The 15519-nt window shown below is 55.8% G+C and carries 16 protein-coding genes; 8 read left to right on the top strand and 8 right to left on the bottom strand.

Annotated features, from left to right (window positions below):
- Positions 1-193 precede the first annotated feature (193 nt).
- Positions 194-460: a YihD family protein gene (locus PTW35_RS17525; RefSeq protein ID WP_281026013.1), complete on the bottom strand. Its 267-nt coding sequence runs from the start codon at positions 458-460 to the stop codon at positions 194-196.
- Positions 461-1111: 651 nt separating this feature from the next.
- Between PTW35_RS17525 and PTW35_RS17520 the strand changes: the two genes are divergently transcribed.
- From PTW35_RS17520 to PTW35_RS17510, 3 genes are all read left to right on the top strand, one after another.
- On the top strand, positions 1112-1789 hold the full coding sequence (locus tag PTW35_RS17520) for a FadR/GntR family transcriptional regulator (protein WP_281026012.1): 678 nt from the start codon (positions 1112-1114) through the stop codon (positions 1787-1789).
- A 161-nt stretch (positions 1790-1950) separates the two neighbouring features.
- Positions 1951-2739: a sporulation protein gene (locus PTW35_RS17515; protein WP_281026011.1), complete on the top strand. Its 789-nt coding sequence runs from the start codon at positions 1951-1953 to the stop codon at positions 2737-2739.
- Positions 2740-2875: 136 nt separating this feature from the next.
- The gene (locus PTW35_RS17510) at positions 2876-3535 is read left to right on the top strand and encodes a hemolysin III family protein (protein WP_281026010.1); all 660 of its coding nucleotides are present in this window, start codon (positions 2876-2878) and stop codon (positions 3533-3535) included.
- 91 nt (positions 3536-3626) lie between these two features.
- Here the strand turns inward: PTW35_RS17510 and PTW35_RS17505 are convergent, their stop codons facing one another.
- The 5 genes from PTW35_RS17505 to def all read right to left on the bottom strand — a co-directional run bounded on the left by PTW35_RS17505 (position 3627) and on the right by def (position 9517).
- On the bottom strand, positions 3627-5072 hold the full coding sequence (locus PTW35_RS17505; RefSeq protein ID WP_281026009.1) for a TrkH family potassium uptake protein: 1446 nt from the start codon (positions 5070-5072) through the stop codon (positions 3627-3629).
- An 8-nt stretch (positions 5073-5080) separates the two neighbouring features.
- Positions 5081-6457 carry a Trk system potassium transporter TrkA gene (trkA, locus tag PTW35_RS17500; RefSeq protein WP_281026008.1) on the bottom strand — a complete coding sequence of 459 codons (1377 nt, stop codon included), beginning with the start codon at positions 6455-6457 and terminating at the stop codon, positions 5081-5083.
- Positions 6458-6645: 188 nt separating this feature from the next.
- Positions 6646-7926: a 16S rRNA (cytosine(967)-C(5))-methyltransferase RsmB gene (rsmB, locus tag PTW35_RS17495; RefSeq protein WP_281026007.1), complete on the bottom strand. Its 1281-nt coding sequence runs from the start codon at positions 7924-7926 to the stop codon at positions 6646-6648.
- 97 nt (positions 7927-8023) lie between these two features.
- On the bottom strand, positions 8024-8968 hold the full coding sequence (fmt, locus tag PTW35_RS17490) for a methionyl-tRNA formyltransferase (protein WP_281026006.1): 945 nt from the start codon (positions 8966-8968) through the stop codon (positions 8024-8026).
- Positions 8969-8995: 27 nt separating this feature from the next.
- Positions 8996-9517, bottom strand: a complete 522-nt coding sequence (gene def / locus PTW35_RS17485; protein ID WP_281026005.1) for a peptide deformylase — start codon at positions 9515-9517, stop codon at positions 8996-8998.
- A 271-nt stretch (positions 9518-9788) separates the two neighbouring features.
- Here def and PTW35_RS17480 point away from each other — a divergent pair, with 271 nt between their 5' ends.
- Genes PTW35_RS17480 through PTW35_RS17465 form a run of 4 tightly spaced genes read left to right on the top strand, consistent with a single transcriptional unit; the run spans position 9789 to position 13085 of the window.
- On the top strand, positions 9789-10895 hold the full coding sequence (locus PTW35_RS17480; RefSeq protein WP_281026004.1) for a LysM peptidoglycan-binding domain-containing protein: 1107 nt from the start codon (positions 9789-9791) through the stop codon (positions 10893-10895).
- 9 nt (positions 10896-10904) lie between these two features.
- The gene (dprA, locus tag PTW35_RS17475) at positions 10905-11999 is read left to right on the top strand and encodes a DNA-processing protein DprA (RefSeq protein WP_281026003.1); all 1095 of its coding nucleotides are present in this window, start codon (positions 10905-10907) and stop codon (positions 11997-11999) included.
- 2 nt (positions 12000-12001) lie between these two features.
- Positions 12002-12475, top strand: a complete 474-nt coding sequence (locus PTW35_RS17470; protein WP_281026002.1) for a DUF494 family protein — start codon at positions 12002-12004, stop codon at positions 12473-12475.
- A 40-nt stretch (positions 12476-12515) separates the two neighbouring features.
- Positions 12516-13085, top strand: a complete 570-nt coding sequence (locus tag PTW35_RS17465) for a topoisomerase DNA-binding C4 zinc finger domain-containing protein (protein ID WP_281026001.1) — start codon at positions 12516-12518, stop codon at positions 13083-13085.
- A gap of 70 nt (positions 13086-13155) precedes the next feature.
- Here PTW35_RS17465 and PTW35_RS17460 read toward each other — a convergent pair whose 3' ends face one another.
- Both PTW35_RS17460 and purE read right to left on the bottom strand, forming a co-directional pair.
- Complete coding sequence (locus PTW35_RS17460) at positions 13156-14271, bottom strand: 5-(carboxyamino)imidazole ribonucleotide synthase (RefSeq protein ID WP_281027552.1); 1116 nt, start codon at positions 14269-14271, stop codon at positions 13156-13158.
- Complete coding sequence (gene purE, locus PTW35_RS17455; RefSeq protein ID WP_281026000.1) at positions 14271-14759, bottom strand: 5-(carboxyamino)imidazole ribonucleotide mutase; 489 nt, start codon at positions 14757-14759, stop codon at positions 14271-14273. The genes PTW35_RS17460 and purE overlap by 1 nt, the downstream gene beginning before the upstream one ends.
- Before the next feature lie 199 nt (positions 14760-14958).
- On the opposite strand from purE, the gene tsaC reads away from it, so the two are divergent.
- On the top strand, positions 14959-15516 hold the full coding sequence (gene tsaC / locus PTW35_RS17450) for an L-threonylcarbamoyladenylate synthase type 1 TsaC (RefSeq protein WP_281025999.1): 558 nt from the start codon (positions 14959-14961) through the stop codon (positions 15514-15516).
- The last annotated feature ends 3 nt before the right edge of the window (positions 15517-15519 follow it).

Here is a 15519-nt window from a genome sequence, read left to right as displayed (position 1 = left end):
GAGATTGGTAAATAAATGTTACAGGGAGGAGTATATCCTAGCCGCGAGGGGGAGTACGCTAGCAAGGTCATAATTTAGGCAATGGATAACCGAGAGTGTGATGTGGCGGGGAGGGAGCGGTTGATCACGGGAGGAATGTGGTCAGGCGCTGGGTCAAGAGAAACATGCTGGGCCGCAGCGACCCAGCAGGGGATCACTTGATGATGCCGCGGGCACGCAAGATAGCGGTTTTGAAATCGTCTTCGCAGTCTTTGGCGATACCTGGGATCATTTCCTGTTTCTCGCTGTTGCGCATCTTCAGGTGGTAAATCAGCACGTCGTCGGTCAGATCTTCCAGTTTGCCTTCGAACTTGGCTTCTTCGGCCAGTTTCAACAGAAACTGGACTAAGTTTAGATCCGGCTCCTTGAGCCATTCAGGGTGAATGAGCTCAATCATTTCATTGACGCGATGGGTCTTCATAACAACTCCGCTAGTAAAGGCTGATGATTTTTTATAGTCATATTTATAGTGTGGGTAACGTTATAACAAAGACGGGACGGATACAAATAAAAGGGCAGCCCGGAGGCTGCCCTGAACACGTGTGGCGCTACGCGGCTTGTTCGTTGCCGCTGCTGATAACATCGGCCTTGTGAGGGGCTGGAGTCACCGGAAGGGGCTGAACTACGGCGTGTTTTGTTTTGCTTTTTAGTGCTGGGGCGTGCGAGGTACTGCGCAGACGGGATGGGCTGCGAGGTGTACTGTACCTGACAAACGAGGCTGGGCGCATGATTTACCTATTAGTCAGGCGCTTCCGTGGCCAGAGTGAATATATTATTACCGCATCTGTGTTGTTGGCTGGGCCGTTCCTCTGCGGGAATAAAATGGTGTTTAATTTTTCGCCGCGAGAATAGCAACAACCTATCATTAAGTCGAGTGTTATTTGACCATGCGCGTGGTATTTACTTCTCGTTTTTTTCCTGTGCTTGCAAGCGAATTGTTACCCGTCTCGTCATCTGTGAAGATAAGCCGTTTATCTGGTGCCGCTTTGTGGTCTAATGCAGCCTTGCTGGCAATAAGTGTCTGCCCGATAAGTCAAGGCAGGACGATAACAACAGCCTCTGGAGGGAGTTAATGGATCACGATCAACAGCGACGGGTCACCAGCCGTAATCTGTCGTATAAACTGGCAGAATCAATCGGCCAACAGATCTTGCGCGGGGAAACGGCACCAGGTGATATTTTGCCGGGGGAAGTAGAACTGGGTGAAATGTACGGGGTAAGCCGGACCGCGATTCGAGAAGCAATCAAAATGCTCGCGGCCAAGGGGATGGTATTGCCCCGCCCGCGTATCGGTACCCGGGTGTTGCCGAAGCGCAATTGGAATTACCTGGATCAGGACTTGTTGGCCTGGCTTAACTTCGAGCAGCAAGGTGATCTGGTGTCTGAGTTCCAGCGGGTCAGGATCTCCCTGGAGCCAGAGGCCGCGGCCCTGACGGCCCTCAATGCCAGCGAGGCTGATCGCGAGGAACTCTGCCGCCTGATGGCAGAGATGCATGCCCTGGGCGAGCAGTTCGATCAGGAACGTTGGGTTGACGTCGATACCCGCTACCATCAGCTGATTTATTTTGCGTCGGGCAATCATTTCATCAGCCCGTTCGGCAACCTGTTCAAAGCGGTATTCGAAAGCTATTTCAGGGTGATCACCCGGGAGAAGCTGCTGAAACTGGAACTGCACCAGAGGGTGGTGGACGGGATTATGGCTCGCGATCCGGAAGCGGCCAGGCTGGCTACGATTGAGCTGCTGCGCTAGACCAAGAAAACGAAGCTTCGGCTTCGTTTTTTGTTTGTGCACCAGATCGCTAAGTCCCCCCTTGAAGCGACACAGTGTTCACTGCAATATAAGTATCATTTCATATTGAAAGTGCGCGCCGGGTCGAGCGGTCATGCGCATGCAGCAAAGGAGATGCTCTGATGTCATTATTCCGCAAAAGCCTAGCCAGCCTTGGTATTGGTTCGGCTCGGGTCGATACCGTGCTGCCGCAAGGGGTTTTGATCCCGGGGGAGCCCCTGGCGGTCGATGTGCAGGTCCATGGGGGGAAGGTGGAGCAGCAAATCGATAATATCCACCTGTTCCTGTGTTGCCGCTACGAGGATGAAGTGGAGACCAGCCGGGGGGATAGCCAGCACCGCAAGGAAAAAATTACCCAGATCTGCCGACTGGCCGAGTGGTCCCTGCCCTATTCGTTTGTCATCGGTGCCAACGAGGAGCGCCACTTTGAGGTCAGCTTGTCGCTGCCTTTCAATACCCCTATCACCATCGGTGACTCCCATGTCTGGCTTGAAACGCACCTCGACATGCCGCTGGCTTTCGATGCCAAGGACAAAGACTTGCTAACGGTGAGGCCCGATCCCCTCTTGGATGGAGTGTTCTCGGCCCTCGAGCTTGCTGGCCTGCGGATCCGCCAGGTCGAATGCGAGGCGGCCAAAGGGTTTGCCCTGCCATTTGTTCAAGAGTTTGAGTTTGTTCCGGTATCTGGGCCATACCATGGTCGATGGCGTGAACTGGAAGTCGTGGTCTACCGTGATGAATCGGGCCTGCAGATGTGGTTTGAAATCGACCGCCGTCAGCGTGGTTTCAACGGTATGTTGGCGGGGTTGCTTGGCCGTGGCGAGCTGGAGCGCTACTGTGAGATCCCGGCCAGCCTCCATCCGCAGCAGGCTGGCGAGCGGGTATTGGCCTTTTTAGATCAAACAACCTAACCCGTCGATTTTGGCTGCCTTGGCCGTGAAATGAGAACGGTTGCTAAAAAATACCCATTTCAGCTTACACCTGTAAGCTTAATATGCCATACTGCTGCTCTATTGAGCATAAACTCTATTTTTGAGGACGACAGCAATGGCAGAGCAGGTGTTAACCGGATCGGGGTATTCGGTGACGGAGGAAGTGGCAAACAGTGTGAGCCATGGCCTAGGCATGGTGTTTGGGATTATTGGCCTGGTCCTGTTGCTGATGCAGGCGGTCAGTGCAGGTGCTGATGCGCTGAGTATCACCAGCCTGAGTATTTATGGTGCCAGTATGATTTTGCTCTATTTGGCATCGACCCTGTATCACGCGATCCCGTTCGAGCGGGCCAAGCGGGCATTGAAGACCTTTGACCATTGTGCCATCTACTTGCTGATTGCTGGCACCTATACCCCGTTTCTTCTTATATCGCTGCGAACGCCGCTTGCCATTACCTTGATGGTGGTGATCTGGACCATTGCGCTGATTGGCATTGTACTGAAAATCGCCTTTGTCTATCGCTTCAAGCGGCTGTCATTGGCAACCTACCTGATTATGGGATGGCTGTCGCTGATAGCCATCTACCCGTTGGCGATGTCCTTGGCCACCGGCGGCTTGGTACTGCTGGCGGCTGGGGGCATTGTTTATTCTGTCGGGGTGGTGTTCTATGTCAACAAGCGCATCCCCTATAACCACGCTATTTGGCATTTGTTCGTGCTGGGCGGCACCGTCTGCCATTTCTTGGCGATTTACTTCTACGTCAAGCCGGTCTGAGATCCGTTGGCAGGTGAGCAGCACGTTTCTGTTTGTTCAATAAAAAAGAGAGCCGGTTGGCTCTCTTTTGTTTTCTGCGCAGGCGGTAGGGCTAGTTGCGCCAGAATGCCGGGAAGAACACGACCAGTACGGTCAGGATTTCCAGCCTTCCCATCAGCATGCCGAAGCTCAGGGTCCACTTGGCCAGATCGGGCAAGGTAGCAAAGTTGCCGGTCGGGCCTATCACATCGCCCATGCCCGGGCCGACGTTGGCCACGGCGGTGACAGCACCGGTAATACTGGTGACGGCATCCAACCCTTGCATACCGAGGACAGCGGCTACCACGACGATGGTAAGGACAAAGGTCAGGGCGAAGGCAACCACCGAGCGAACAATCCCATCGGTTACCGGGCGGCCGTTATAGCGCTGGATAAACACCCCCGAAGGGTGGATCAGCTGCATCATCTGCTTGCGCAGCAGGGCGAAAGCGACCTGGAAACGGAAGATCTTGATCCCGCCTGCCGTCGAACCCGAGCAGCCGCCGACCAGCATGATGAAGGCGAACACTATGGTCGGGAATGGTCCCCAGGCGGTGAAATCATCGAGGCCGAAGCCGGTGGTGGTGACCACCGAAATAATATTGAACAGCGAGACCCGGAAGGCGTCGATAAAGCGGTAGTCCAACTGCCAGGTTAACCACAGCGCAACGGCAAGCCCGGCGGCGAGCACCAAGAGGGTGAATCCCCTTACTTGGGCATCACTCAGTAAGGTGCGGGCCTCTCGTTTGCGCAGCGCCTGGACAAACAGCAGGAACGGCAAACCACCGGCAAACATGAACACTATCGCCACCCAGTGGGCACTGTTGGAGAAGTGGTTCATTGAACCGTCCGAGGTCGAGTAGCCCCCGGTCGACAGGGTGGTAAAGGCATGGTTGATGGCATCGAAGGTGTTCATGCCAGTCAGCAGGTAACCGAGGAAACACAGGCCGGTCAGGCTGAGGTAGACATTAACGATGTTCTTGGCCACGCTTTTGGTCCGCGGCGAGCTTTTATCTGACCAGTCGGAGGACTCAGTCTGGAACAGGCGCATACCACCGACGTTGAGCATCGGCAGGATGGCCACCCCCATCACGATAAAGCCGATCCCGCCCAGCCACTGCAAGGTGGAGCGCCAGAGTAAAATACTAGGAGCCATATCATCCAAGCCGCTCAGTACCGTCGAGCCGGTGGTGGTGATCCCCGACATGGTTTCGAAATAGGCATCGGTGAAGCTAATATGGTTGATAAAGACAAACGGCAAGGCGGCAAAGGCACTGGCAATGGTCCACACCAAGGTAGTGATCAGGAACATATCCCGTACCCCGAGTTTGAACTCGCTGGTACGGCCGAATGTCAGGCACAGGAACGCCACCACATGGGTGATCAGAACCGCGGTGGCGAAGTCGATAAATCCCTCGGTCCCGGTGGCGAAGGCCACCAGGGTCGGGACATACATGAACAGGGCGATCTTAGATAAGACCAGCCCTATCACGAACAGAATGGGACGAAAGTTGACCATGATGGCTGCTACAGGAAGAACGGGCTAGGTTGGAACAGGCGTTCGACGTCTGGGATGTATTTCTTGTCGACCAGGAACATTACCACGTGGTCGTTTTGTTCGATCACGGTCCGGTCATGGGCAATCAGTACCTCTTCACCGCGGACAACCGCACCGATGGTGGTACCCGGCGGCAGCTTGATTTCGCCGACGGCCCTGCCGACCACCTTGGAGGTGCTCGAGTCACCGTGGGCAATGGCCTCGATGGCTTCGGCTGCCCCGCGGCGTAGCGAGGAAACATTGACGATATCGGCTTTGCGGACGTGGGTCAGCAAGGCAGATATCGTGGCCTGCTGTGGCGAGATCGCAATATCAATCGTCCCGCCCTGGACCAGATCGACGTAGGCCCCGCGCTGGATTAGCACCATGACCTTCTTGGCCCCCATCCGCTTGGCCAGCATGGCCGACATGATGTTGGCTTCGTCATCGTTGGTAACGGCAATGAACACGTCGATCTGCTCGATGTGCTCTTCGCTCAGCAGTTCCTGATCGGAGGCATCTCCACAGAACACGATGGTGTTTTCCAGCATCTCGGACAGGTTTTCCGCCCGCTCCGGATTGCGCTCGATCAGCTTGACGCTGTAATTCTGCTCGAGGCGGCGGGCCAGGCCGGCACCGATATTCCCCCCGCCGACAATCATCAGGCGCTTGTAGGGTTTCTCGAGGCGCTGCAGCTCGCTCATTACCGAGCGGATATGATTGCTGGCGGCAACGAAGAACACTTCGTCGTCGGCTTCGATAATAGTGGTACCGCGAGGGCGGATAGGCCGGCCCTGGCGGAAAATTGCGGCAACCCGGGTGTCGACATGCGGCATATGTTCGCGCAGTGCTGACAGGGCATTACCGACCAGCGGACCGCCGTAGTAGGCTTTGACTGCAACCAGTCCTACTTTGTCTTCGGCAAAGCCTACCACCTGCAGGGCGCCCGGGTACTCGATCAGGCGTTCGATATAACCGGTTACCAGCTCTTCCGGCGCGATTAGGTGATCGACCGGTACGGCGTCGGACTGGAACAGCTGGTCCTTTTCCTTGAGGTACTCCGGCGAGCGGATTCGCGCCACTCGGTTCGGGGTGTTGAACAGGGTAAAGGCGATCTGGCAGGCGATCATATTGGTTTCATCGGAGTTGGTGACCGCGACCAGCATGTCGGCATCCTGTGCCCCTGCCTCGCGCAGGGTGCGGGGATGGCTGGCAAAGCCCTGTACGACACGCAGATCATATTTGTCTTGCAGCTCGCGCAGGCGCTCAGGGTCCTTATCGACGATAGTGATATCGTTGTTCTCGCCAACCAAGTTTTCGGCGAGTGTGCCGCCGACCTGTCCGGCTCCGAGAATGATAATTTTCATAGCATATGCCTGATTAGTAGAATCGTTGTAGGTTACTACGCTTCGGGATAAGGGTCATGCAGAACTCTGCTCATTTAGAATAACTTAGTTTTCAGCGATAGAAAGCTCACACGCAGAATTACCCGCTTAACGTCCCGAAATGTGGACAAAAAAACGGAACTTGATGGTCAAGTTCCGTGGTCGGTTATTTAGCTCGCTTTGCGCATAACGGCATAGTAGAAGCCGTCCATATCCTGCTCGCCCGGCAATATCTGGCGGCCGGGTTGCTGGCGATCGCTGCCGATCAGCTCGGCATCGGCGGTGCGCTCGAGGAAGGCTTTGACCTGCTCGCTGTTTTCCTGCGGGGTGATTGAGCATGTCGCATAGACCAGGGTGCCGCCCGGCTTGAGCTGCTGCCACATGGCATCGACAATTTCCGACTGGAGCTGGGCCAGCGCGGTGATGTCATCGGCGCGGCGCAGCCATTTGATATCCGGATGGCGGCGGATCACACCGGTTGCCGAACAAGGTGCATCCAGCAAGATGCGGTCGAACTGCTCGCCTTGCCACCACTGTTCAGGATGGCGGGCATCGGCACACAGTACCTGGGCCGACAGCTTAAGGCGCTGGAGGTTGTCATGCACCCGCTTGAGGCGGTTGTCATCACAATCGATAGCGACCACTCGGGTATCCGGCTGGCGTTCCATGATATGGGCCGTTTTGCCACCCGGTGCCGCGCAGCAATCGAGGATCAGTTCGCCGGCCTGGGGCTGGAGGTATTCTACCGACAGCTGGGCGGCGGCATCCTGGACTGACACCCAGCCATCCGCAAAGCCCGGCAGCTTGTTGACATCGCACGGTGCATGGAGCTTGAGGGCATCCGGTGCTTCCGGGTGGATATCGGTTTCGATTCCGGCCTCGTCGAGCAGCGCGCGATAGGCATCGCGGCTGTGGTGCTGGCGGTTGACCCGAAGCCACATCGGCGCCTTGGTGTTGTTGGCGCTGGTGATGCTGTCGATCTGCTCTGGGTAACTCGCTTTCAGCAGCTTGAGTAACCAGCCCGGGTGGCCATAACGGCCGGCATCATGGCTGATAGCTTGCTGGTCGAGACTTTCCTGCTGACGCTGGTAGTTACGCAAAATGGCATTGATCAGGCCGCGTAGCTGCGGTTTTTTCAGGTTCTTGGTGGCATTGACCGTTTCGGCAACCGCTGCATGGGCTGGGATGCGCATGTAACCCAGTTGGTAAAGACCGACAAGAATAAGGTGGTGGAAGACGCGCTGTTTGCCTTTGAGCGGCTTGTCCATGAGTTGCTGGGTGATCGACTCCAGGCGTGGCAGCCAGCGCAGTACGCCATAGCAGATCTCTTGGAGCAGCGCATGGTCACGCTCTTTGATATCTTGTTGAGCAGCCGGCAGGGCGGTAGAAAGCGACTGGCCCTGATCAACCACTTGATAGATAACCTTGGCTGCTGCAGCTCTTACGTTCATGCAGATTTCCTGATGTGTTGACCCGCAGTCAGTGGCTCAGCGCCATGGCTGCGGGGTGAAAAAAGTAAGGCCAGTGCAAGCACTGGCCCTTAGAAGGTTACAGTACCGTGCCGGGTTCGAACCATTCGCGGCGCGAGTTCAGAAGATCTTGTGCCTTCATCGCTTTTTTGCCCGGCGGCTGGAGCTCGGTCAGGCGCAGCGCCCCTTGGCCGGTGGCCACCAGGATCCCCTGCTTGTCGGCCGAAAGTACCGTTCCCGGTGCTTTGCCTTGGTTATCGGCCTCAACCTTGGCCTGCCACACCTTGACGTTCTGCTCCGCCACGACAAAGTAGCTCATCGGCCACGGGTTGAAGGCGCGGATGCAGCGCTCGATGTGGGCGGCATCATCGGCCCAGTTGATGCAGGCTTCTTCCTTGCTCAACTTCTTGGCGTAGTTGGCTTGGGCGTCGTCTTGCTTGTCTGCAACGGCTCTACCGTCGGCAATATCAGCCAGACAGTCTACCAAAGCAACCGGACCCAGCTCGGCCAGCTTCTCGTACATCGAGGCGCTGGTATCGCTTGGTTCAATCGGCAGGGTAGCAATCTTTAGCATGTCGCCGGTATCCAGGCCGATATCCATCTGCATGATGGTCACGCCGGTTTCTTTATCGCCGGCCCAGATCGAGCGCTGGATTGGCGCGGCACCACGCCAGCGCGGCAGGATAGAGCCATGGACATTGATACAGCCGAGCTTTGGTGTATCCAGTACGGCCTGTGGTAACAGCAGGCCGTAGGCCACCACCACCATGATATCGGCACCAAGGTCAGCTAGTTGCTGCTTGGCTTCGTCAGACTTGAAGTTCTCCGGTTGGTAAACCGGGATATTGTGCTCAAGGGCAATGTTCTTTACTGGGCTGGCGGTCAGCTTCTTGCCACGCCCTGCAGGACGGTCCGGTTGGGTATAAACCGCAATCACGTCGTGCTCCGAAGACAATAACGCCGCCAGGTGACGGGCGGCGAAATCCGGAGTACCTGCAAAAACAATTTTCAAAGGTTTGCTCAAGGTAGCGTCCTTAAATCTGGTCGCGAATTAGGCTTTGTTCGCGTGTTTTTCGTTGAAGCGCTTGATTTTGGACAGCTTGTCCTGGATGCGCTTGCGCTTTAGCGGTGACAGGTAATCGACAAACAGCTTACCTTCGAGGTGGTCAAGCTCGTGCTGGACGCAGATAGCCAGTAGATCGTCGGCCTCAAAGGTGAACTCCTCGCCGTCACGGTTCAGGGCTTTTACCGTTACCTCTGCTGCGCGAGGCACCAGGGCTCGGGCACCAGGCACCGACAGACAGCCTTCTTCGATACCGTCTTCGCCGCGCTTTTCGATGATTTCAGGGTTGATCAGTACCATTGGCTCATTGCGCTCTTCCGACAGGTCGATCACCACGATGCGCTGGTGGAAGTCCACCTGAGTTGCTGCCAGGCCGATCCCTTCTTCGTCGTACATGGTTTCCAGCATGTCATCGATAAACTTCTGGATCTCAGGGGTCACAGCTTCAACCGGTTTGGCAACCGTGCGCAGGCGCTCGTCAGGGAATGTTAATACTTGCAATACAGACATAGATACTCGTTTTAAAGACAGTACTGATAACAGGGATCGTTCAATTGTTCTAATTCTAGTCATTTTGAAAGCCAAATCATAGTACCCCGTTGCAGTACCTGCTGGCATTAACCCTGTGTGACACCTGCATGCGCCACCTCAACGGTCTGCAACAACAGCGCCGGAAAAGTGAAGCCGGCCGAAAACTCCGTGTGAACTGCAGCCGTGTGCTGGACACGGTAAAGGGGCAGTGACAGCCTGATGGTCGGTTTGGCTGAAGGGGGGCGGAGTAATGAGGATGCTGAAAACGGTACTGGGGTACGGGGTGCTGGGGCTGGCGGTTGCCGGGATGTGTGTGGTGGGGCAAGCCCGGGCTTCAGATCTAAACCTCATTGACGGTGCGCCCGCTATTTATACGGTTAAGAAGGGGGATACCCTTTGGGATATTGCCGCGCACTACCTCCACAGCCCATGGCGCTGGCCGGAGTTGTGGCAGAGTAACCGCAGCACGGTAGCGGATCCCCACTGGATTTACCCCGGTGATCAGCTCTATTTACATTGGGTTGATGGCCAGCCCCGATTGCGGCGTAAACCGCGTCGGTATTTAGCCCCCAAGGCTGTCGTTTCGCCGAAGCCAGTGACGACCCTGCCGGCTGATTTACTGCTGCCCTATCTCGCAGAGGATAAGTTGCTGGCTAAAAAAGAGCTGAAGTACTTGCCGCATGTGATTGGTGAAAACCGGGCCTTGGGATACATTCCCCGGGGAGAAACGATTTGGGTCGATATGCCGCTGACCAAAGGGGATAAGTGGGGGATCTTCCGTCCCAAGCAGCTCTTGCAGCGTGAGCTGGAATCTGGCGAAACGGCCGAGGTCTTCAGTTTGAAAGAAGTGGCGCGGGGAGAGGTGGTCGCGGTATCGGGAACGACCAGTGCAGTGCTGCTGACAGGATCCCGGCGCGAGGTGCAGCCCAATGATGTGCTCTTGCCTGCCCCGTTGCCGGTTAGCGAGGCGGCGATGAGCTTTTCACCCTCCCCTTCTCCGGCTGCGGCCGAGGCCCGTGTATTGTCCGGTATCGGGGGGATGGAGTACATCGCAACCCATGAGGTTGTGGTATTGGATCAGGGGCATCTCGATGGCTTGGCCGCAGGTCAGGTGTTCAATCTTCTCCGGCCCGGGGCGGGTTATGTTGGCACGAAAGGTCATTATGATTACAGCAAGCCGGAAAGTCCGATACTGCCTCCTCGCTTGAGGTTCTCCCAGCCACCGCAACTTCAGGCCGTTCCAATTGGCGAAGTGATGGTGATCCGCCCCTATGAGTATTTCAGCCTGGCCATTGTGACCAAGGCTACAGAACCCTTCAGGGCCGGGGCACAGTTAGTCTCCCCTTCTCGAGGGTAAGCCGGCGCAATGTCCTCCCTCTACGATTGGCTAGTCGTGGCATCCACTCCCCAGCTAGGTGGTTATCGCATCGGACGATTGCTGGAGCGCACCACCCCGACCGGCCTGTTGCAGATGTCCGATCACGAGCGGGGAGGACTTGGCCTTAGCGAGCGCCAATGCCAGCATCTGAAACATCCGCCGCTGCAGCGAATTGAGCGGTGCCTCGAGTGGCATCACCGCCCCAACCAGCAGATCATCCCCCTTGGTTCCCCGCTCTACCCCTCAATGCTCAAAGCGATCCCCTCTCCTCCCCCGGTATTGTTTGTGCGCGGCGAGCCTCGTTGGTTGCATGAGCCTCAGCTGGCGATAGTAGGCAGCCGAGCGGCCAGTATTGATGGTCTGGAGGCTGCCTATGAATTTGCTGCCGCGATGGTCGCGGCGGAATACGTGGTAACAAGTGGCCTTGCTCTGGGGATTGATAGCCGGGCCCATTACGGAGCATTGAAAAATGGCGGTGCCACGGTTGCGGTATTGGGCTCTGGCCTTGATAAGGTCTATCCGGCAAAGCACCGCGAGTTAGCCGCGACGATTGTCGAGCAGGGGGCGCTGGTGTCGGAGTTCTGGCCCGATGAAGCACCGCGTCCGCAGCATTTTCCCCGCCGTAATCGAGTGATCAGTGGGCTGTCGGTCGGCGTACTAGTGGTTGAGGCTGAAATCAAAAGTGGATCTCTTATCACGGCCCGCTATGCACTGGAACAAGGTCGGGACGTCTTTGCCATTCCCGGATCGATCTACAGTGCAATGAGCCGAGGATGCCATGCGTTGATAAAAAACGGTGCTAAATTAGTCGAAACGCCGGTCGATATCTTTGAGGACGTGGGGGTACTGACGGAGTGCGCAAAAAGTAGCCGATCGGTTCTTTCCGCCCCACAACCTGAAAATGAAAAATTGCCATTTCCAGCGCTGTTGGCTAACGTAGGCAATGAGGCAACACCCGTAGATGTAGTTGCTGAACGCAGTGGGCTACCCGTTCATGAAGTCATGATGCAGTTACTTGAGTTGGAATTGCATGGCGTGGTCGCTGCCGTACCAGGTGGCTATGTCAGAACGAGGAGGGGCTAGTTATGATGGATATCCTAATGTACCTGTTTGAAACCTATATCCACAGCGATGCGGAACTCATGGTCGATCAGGATGAACTTTCCGAAGAGTTGCTTCGTGCTGGTTTCCACCAGGAAGATATTTACAAGGCGCTAGAGTGGCTAGAGAAGCTCGCCGCCCTGCAAGATACCGAAGAAACCCCTTACATGAACACCAGTTCAGTGACCGCAATGCGCATCTACACGGCGCAAGAAATGTCACGACTGGATACAACTTGCCGCGGCTTCTTGACCTACCTTGAACAAATCCATGTATTGGGCGCAGATACCCGGGAGATGGTGATTGACCGAGTGATGGCACTCGAGACCGCGGATTTTAATCTCGATGATCTGAAATGGATTATCTTGATGGTGTTGTTCAATGCTCCGGGAAATGAAAGTGCCTACAGCCAGATGGAAGAGTTGCTGTACGGCATGGAAGATGGCTACATACACTAAATGTGCCGCGGTGGGTTGTTGTTGAAGATGATTGAGTCGTATGTCTGGAAAAATTAACACCCAGCTATTCAGTGCCCATGAGCACGCGCTGGAGCATGATAACCTGTGCCCGGAATGCGGCTCGCCGCTGGCCATGCGCAACAGCAAGCGCGGCCCTTTCCTTGGCTGCACCCATTACCCCGAGTGCGAATACATCAAGCCCCTGGCCCAAAATGACGGCCATATCGTCAAGTATCTGGGGCAAGCGTGTCCCGATTGCGGTGAGGAATTGGTATTGCGCCAAGGGCGCTATGGCATGTTTATCGGCTGCAGCGGCTACCCACAGTGCCACCATATTGAATCACCCGAGAAAAAAGCTGAGTCGACCCAGATCCCCTGTCCTCAGTGCCAGCAAGGTAGTCTCGTTGAGCGCAAGTCACGTTACGGCAAGGCGTTTTATGCCTGCGATCAGTACCCAAGCTGTCGCTTTGCGGTCAATGCCAAACCGGTGGCTGGTCGCTGCCAAGCATGCGGCTTTGGTTTGCTGGTTGAGAAGAAACTGGCTAGCGGTTCCAAGCTGCAGTGTGCCGATCGTCGTTGCCATGCCTATCAGGGAGAGGCCATAGACTAGGGGCCGCCTGATCACCCCCATATAAAAACAAAGCCAGCATCGTGCTGGCTTTGTTGTATTGGTCGGCTAGCTAGCGCTTGAGAGCCGGAAATGCCACTGGGTCAAGGTAAGTGGCTACAGTGCTCAGTGACGTCTCTAGCTGCTCTTGGGTAGCGGCACAGACATTGATATGCCCCATCTTGCGGCCCGGGCGCTTTTCTTTGCCATACCAGTGAATATGGCACTGCGGGAGGCTGAGCAAATCGGTTGGCAGGCGATCCTCACCTAGGATGTTAATCATGGCCGTTGGGCGAAGCAACTCGGTACTGCCCAAGGGCATCCCCGCAACAGCACGCAGGTGATTTTCGAACTGGCAGGTTTCGGCTCCCTGCTGGGTCCAGTGACCGGAGTTGTGTACTCGCGGGGCGATTTCGTTGACCAGCAGTTTGCCGCCGACATCAAAGAACTCAATGGCCAGTACGCCGACATAGTCCATGGTTTCTGCCAGCGAGCGGAACATTCCCTCTGCTTGGGCTTGCAGTGCCTCATTGCCAGTCAAGGCAACGGACAGGCTCAGGACCCCGTCTGTGTGGGTGTTTTCTGCCAGTGGGTAGACCGCGATATCGCCATTCTTAGCTCGGGCACCAACCAATGAAACTTCGCGGTCAAACGGCACGAACTCTTCGGCCACGATTGCCTGGTTATCGGTCTGTGCCATGAACTCTGCCATTTCTGGCCAGATCTTGTCGGCATTTTCACGTTGCTTCAGGCGCCATTGGCCTTTGCCATCATAACCGCCCAGGGCACTTTTCAGTACCATCGGCAGGCCAACCGTATCTATCGCGGCGGTCAGATCGTCACGGCTGTTGATCAGGTGGTATTTGGCATTGGCAACACCGGCACTGTCGAGCAATGCCTTTTCGAGGCGGCGATCACCGCCGGCCTTGATGGCATCAGTCGTTGGGAGAAACTTACCGCTCTGCTCGCAGATATCCAGAATCTCATGGGGGATATGCTCGAATTCTGCCGTGATCACATCGGAATAGGTGATAGCCGTATTGAGCCCTTTCAGCATGACTTGTTGGGTCAGTGGGTGCACCACATTGCCGGTACCAACATCATAAGCAAAGACTTCGATGTTTAGCGGGGCACCTGCAAGCGACATCATTCGGGCGAGCTGCCCGGCACCAAGTACCAGTACTTTCATCATGCTTCCTCTGCCGGGTTCGGGTTGGCCAGGACGGTGTCGGTTTGCTCTTTGCGGAACGCATCGATTGCTGCCATGACCGCGCTGTCTTGGGTGCCGATGATTTGTGCGGCGAGCAGGCCAGCATTGGCAGCGCCTGCATCACCGATTGCCAAGGTGCCGACAGCGACGCCTTTTGGCATCTGAACAATAGAAAGCAGGGAGTCCATTCCTTTGAGCGCGCGGGACTGAACCGGTACCCCAAGTACAGGAAGGCTGGTGAAGGCGGCCGTCATACCTGGTAGGTGGGCTGCGCCACCGGCACCGGCAATGATCACCTTGATACCGCGCTGTTGTGCTTGCTCTGCATACTCAGCCAATAGGTGCGGAGTACGGTGGGCAGAAACGACCTTGGTTTCATAAGCAATGTTGAAGCGGTCCAGCATTTCAGCCGCATGCTGCATGGTTGGCCAATCTGACTTTGAGCCCATGATGATCCCAACTTTCATCCCGATCTCCTTTGGGGTAACTAAACTGTGAGGTATTAATGCATGTGCCGCGCATTATACGAGTATTTTTTGTGAAGGAAAACGTTTGCGTCGGGTAAATTGCAACAATGATTAACGAGCATGGAGTTGTTAGTAAGGAGTCGGTAAGATAGGTAAACAGAACGTTAAAACGGACGTCAGTCATTTCAAAGAGGTACCTGTGGAGAACCTTAATCAAGTGGTTGCTGCTTTGCAGCAGCAGGGTGTTATTGCCTACCCGACCGAAGCGGTGTTTGGCGTGGGGTGTGATCCTGATAGTGAAACAGCCGTTAACAAGCTGTTGGCGCTTAAACAGCGTCCGATTGAAAAAGGCCTGATCCTCATTGCCGCCAACTATGAGCAGTTGGCGCCTTATGTCGATGACAGTGGATTGAGCGAAGAGCAGAGAGCTCGTATTTTTGCCTCCTGGCCTGGGCCGGTAACCTGGGTGATGCCGACCAAGCCGGGTGTGCCGCGCTTCTTGACCGGGCAGTTTGATACGATTGCCGTGCGGGTGACTGATCACCCCCAGGTACAGCAGCTGTGCCTGGCTTTTGGCAAACCGCTGACCTCGACCAGTGCCAATCTGACGGGGCAAGAGCCTGGCCGCACGGTGGCCGATGTCGAAGCGCAGCTGGGCTCTCAGCTGTCGGCGATTTTAGAAGGGGAAACTGGAGGGCGAGATAATCCTTCTGAAATCAGGGATGCCATTACCGGTAATGTTTTCCGCCAAGGATAGGGT

This window comes from Photobacterium sp. DA100, from assembly GCF_029223585.1.
Classification (GTDB): domain Bacteria; phylum Pseudomonadota; class Gammaproteobacteria; order Enterobacterales; family Vibrionaceae; genus Photobacterium.
This window is presented reverse-complemented; position numbering and strand designations above follow the sequence as displayed.

Excerpts from the sequence above, each read along its gene's own strand:
- PTW35_RS17525 (WP_281026013.1), bottom strand. The coding sequence starts at position 460 with ATGAAGACCCATCGCGTCAATGAAATGATTGAGCTCATTCACCCTGAA.
- PTW35_RS17520 (WP_281026012.1), top strand. The coding sequence starts at position 1,112 with ATGGATCACGATCAACAGCGACGGGTCACCAGCCGTAATCTGTCGTAT.
- PTW35_RS17515 (WP_281026011.1), top strand. The coding sequence starts at position 1,951 with ATGTCATTATTCCGCAAAAGCCTAGCCAGCCTTGGTATTGGTTCGGCT.
- PTW35_RS17510 (WP_281026010.1), top strand. The coding sequence starts at position 2,876 with ATGGCAGAGCAGGTGTTAACCGGATCGGGGTATTCGGTGACGGAGGAA.
- PTW35_RS17505 (WP_281026009.1), bottom strand. The coding sequence starts at position 5,072 with ATGGTCAACTTTCGTCCCATTCTGTTCGTGATAGGGCTGGTCTTATCT.
- trkA (WP_281026008.1), bottom strand. The coding sequence starts at position 6,457 with ATGAAAATTATCATTCTCGGAGCCGGACAGGTCGGCGGCACACTCGCC.
- rsmB (WP_281026007.1), bottom strand. The coding sequence starts at position 7,926 with ATGAACGTAAGAGCTGCAGCAGCCAAGGTTATCTATCAAGTGGTTGAT.
- def (WP_281026005.1), bottom strand. The coding sequence starts at position 9,517 with ATGTCTGTATTGCAAGTATTAACATTCCCTGACGAGCGCCTGCGCACG.
- PTW35_RS17480 (WP_281026004.1), top strand. The coding sequence starts at position 9,789 with ATGAGGATGCTGAAAACGGTACTGGGGTACGGGGTGCTGGGGCTGGCG.
- dprA (WP_281026003.1), top strand. The coding sequence starts at position 10,905 with ATGTCCTCCCTCTACGATTGGCTAGTCGTGGCATCCACTCCCCAGCTA.
- PTW35_RS17470 (WP_281026002.1), top strand. The coding sequence starts at position 12,002 with ATGATGGATATCCTAATGTACCTGTTTGAAACCTATATCCACAGCGAT.
- PTW35_RS17465 (WP_281026001.1), top strand. The coding sequence starts at position 12,516 with ATGTCTGGAAAAATTAACACCCAGCTATTCAGTGCCCATGAGCACGCG.
- PTW35_RS17460 (WP_281027552.1), bottom strand. The coding sequence starts at position 14,271 with ATGAAAGTACTGGTACTTGGTGCCGGGCAGCTCGCCCGAATGATGTCG.
- purE (WP_281026000.1), bottom strand. The coding sequence starts at position 14,759 with ATGAAAGTTGGGATCATCATGGGCTCAAAGTCAGATTGGCCAACCATG.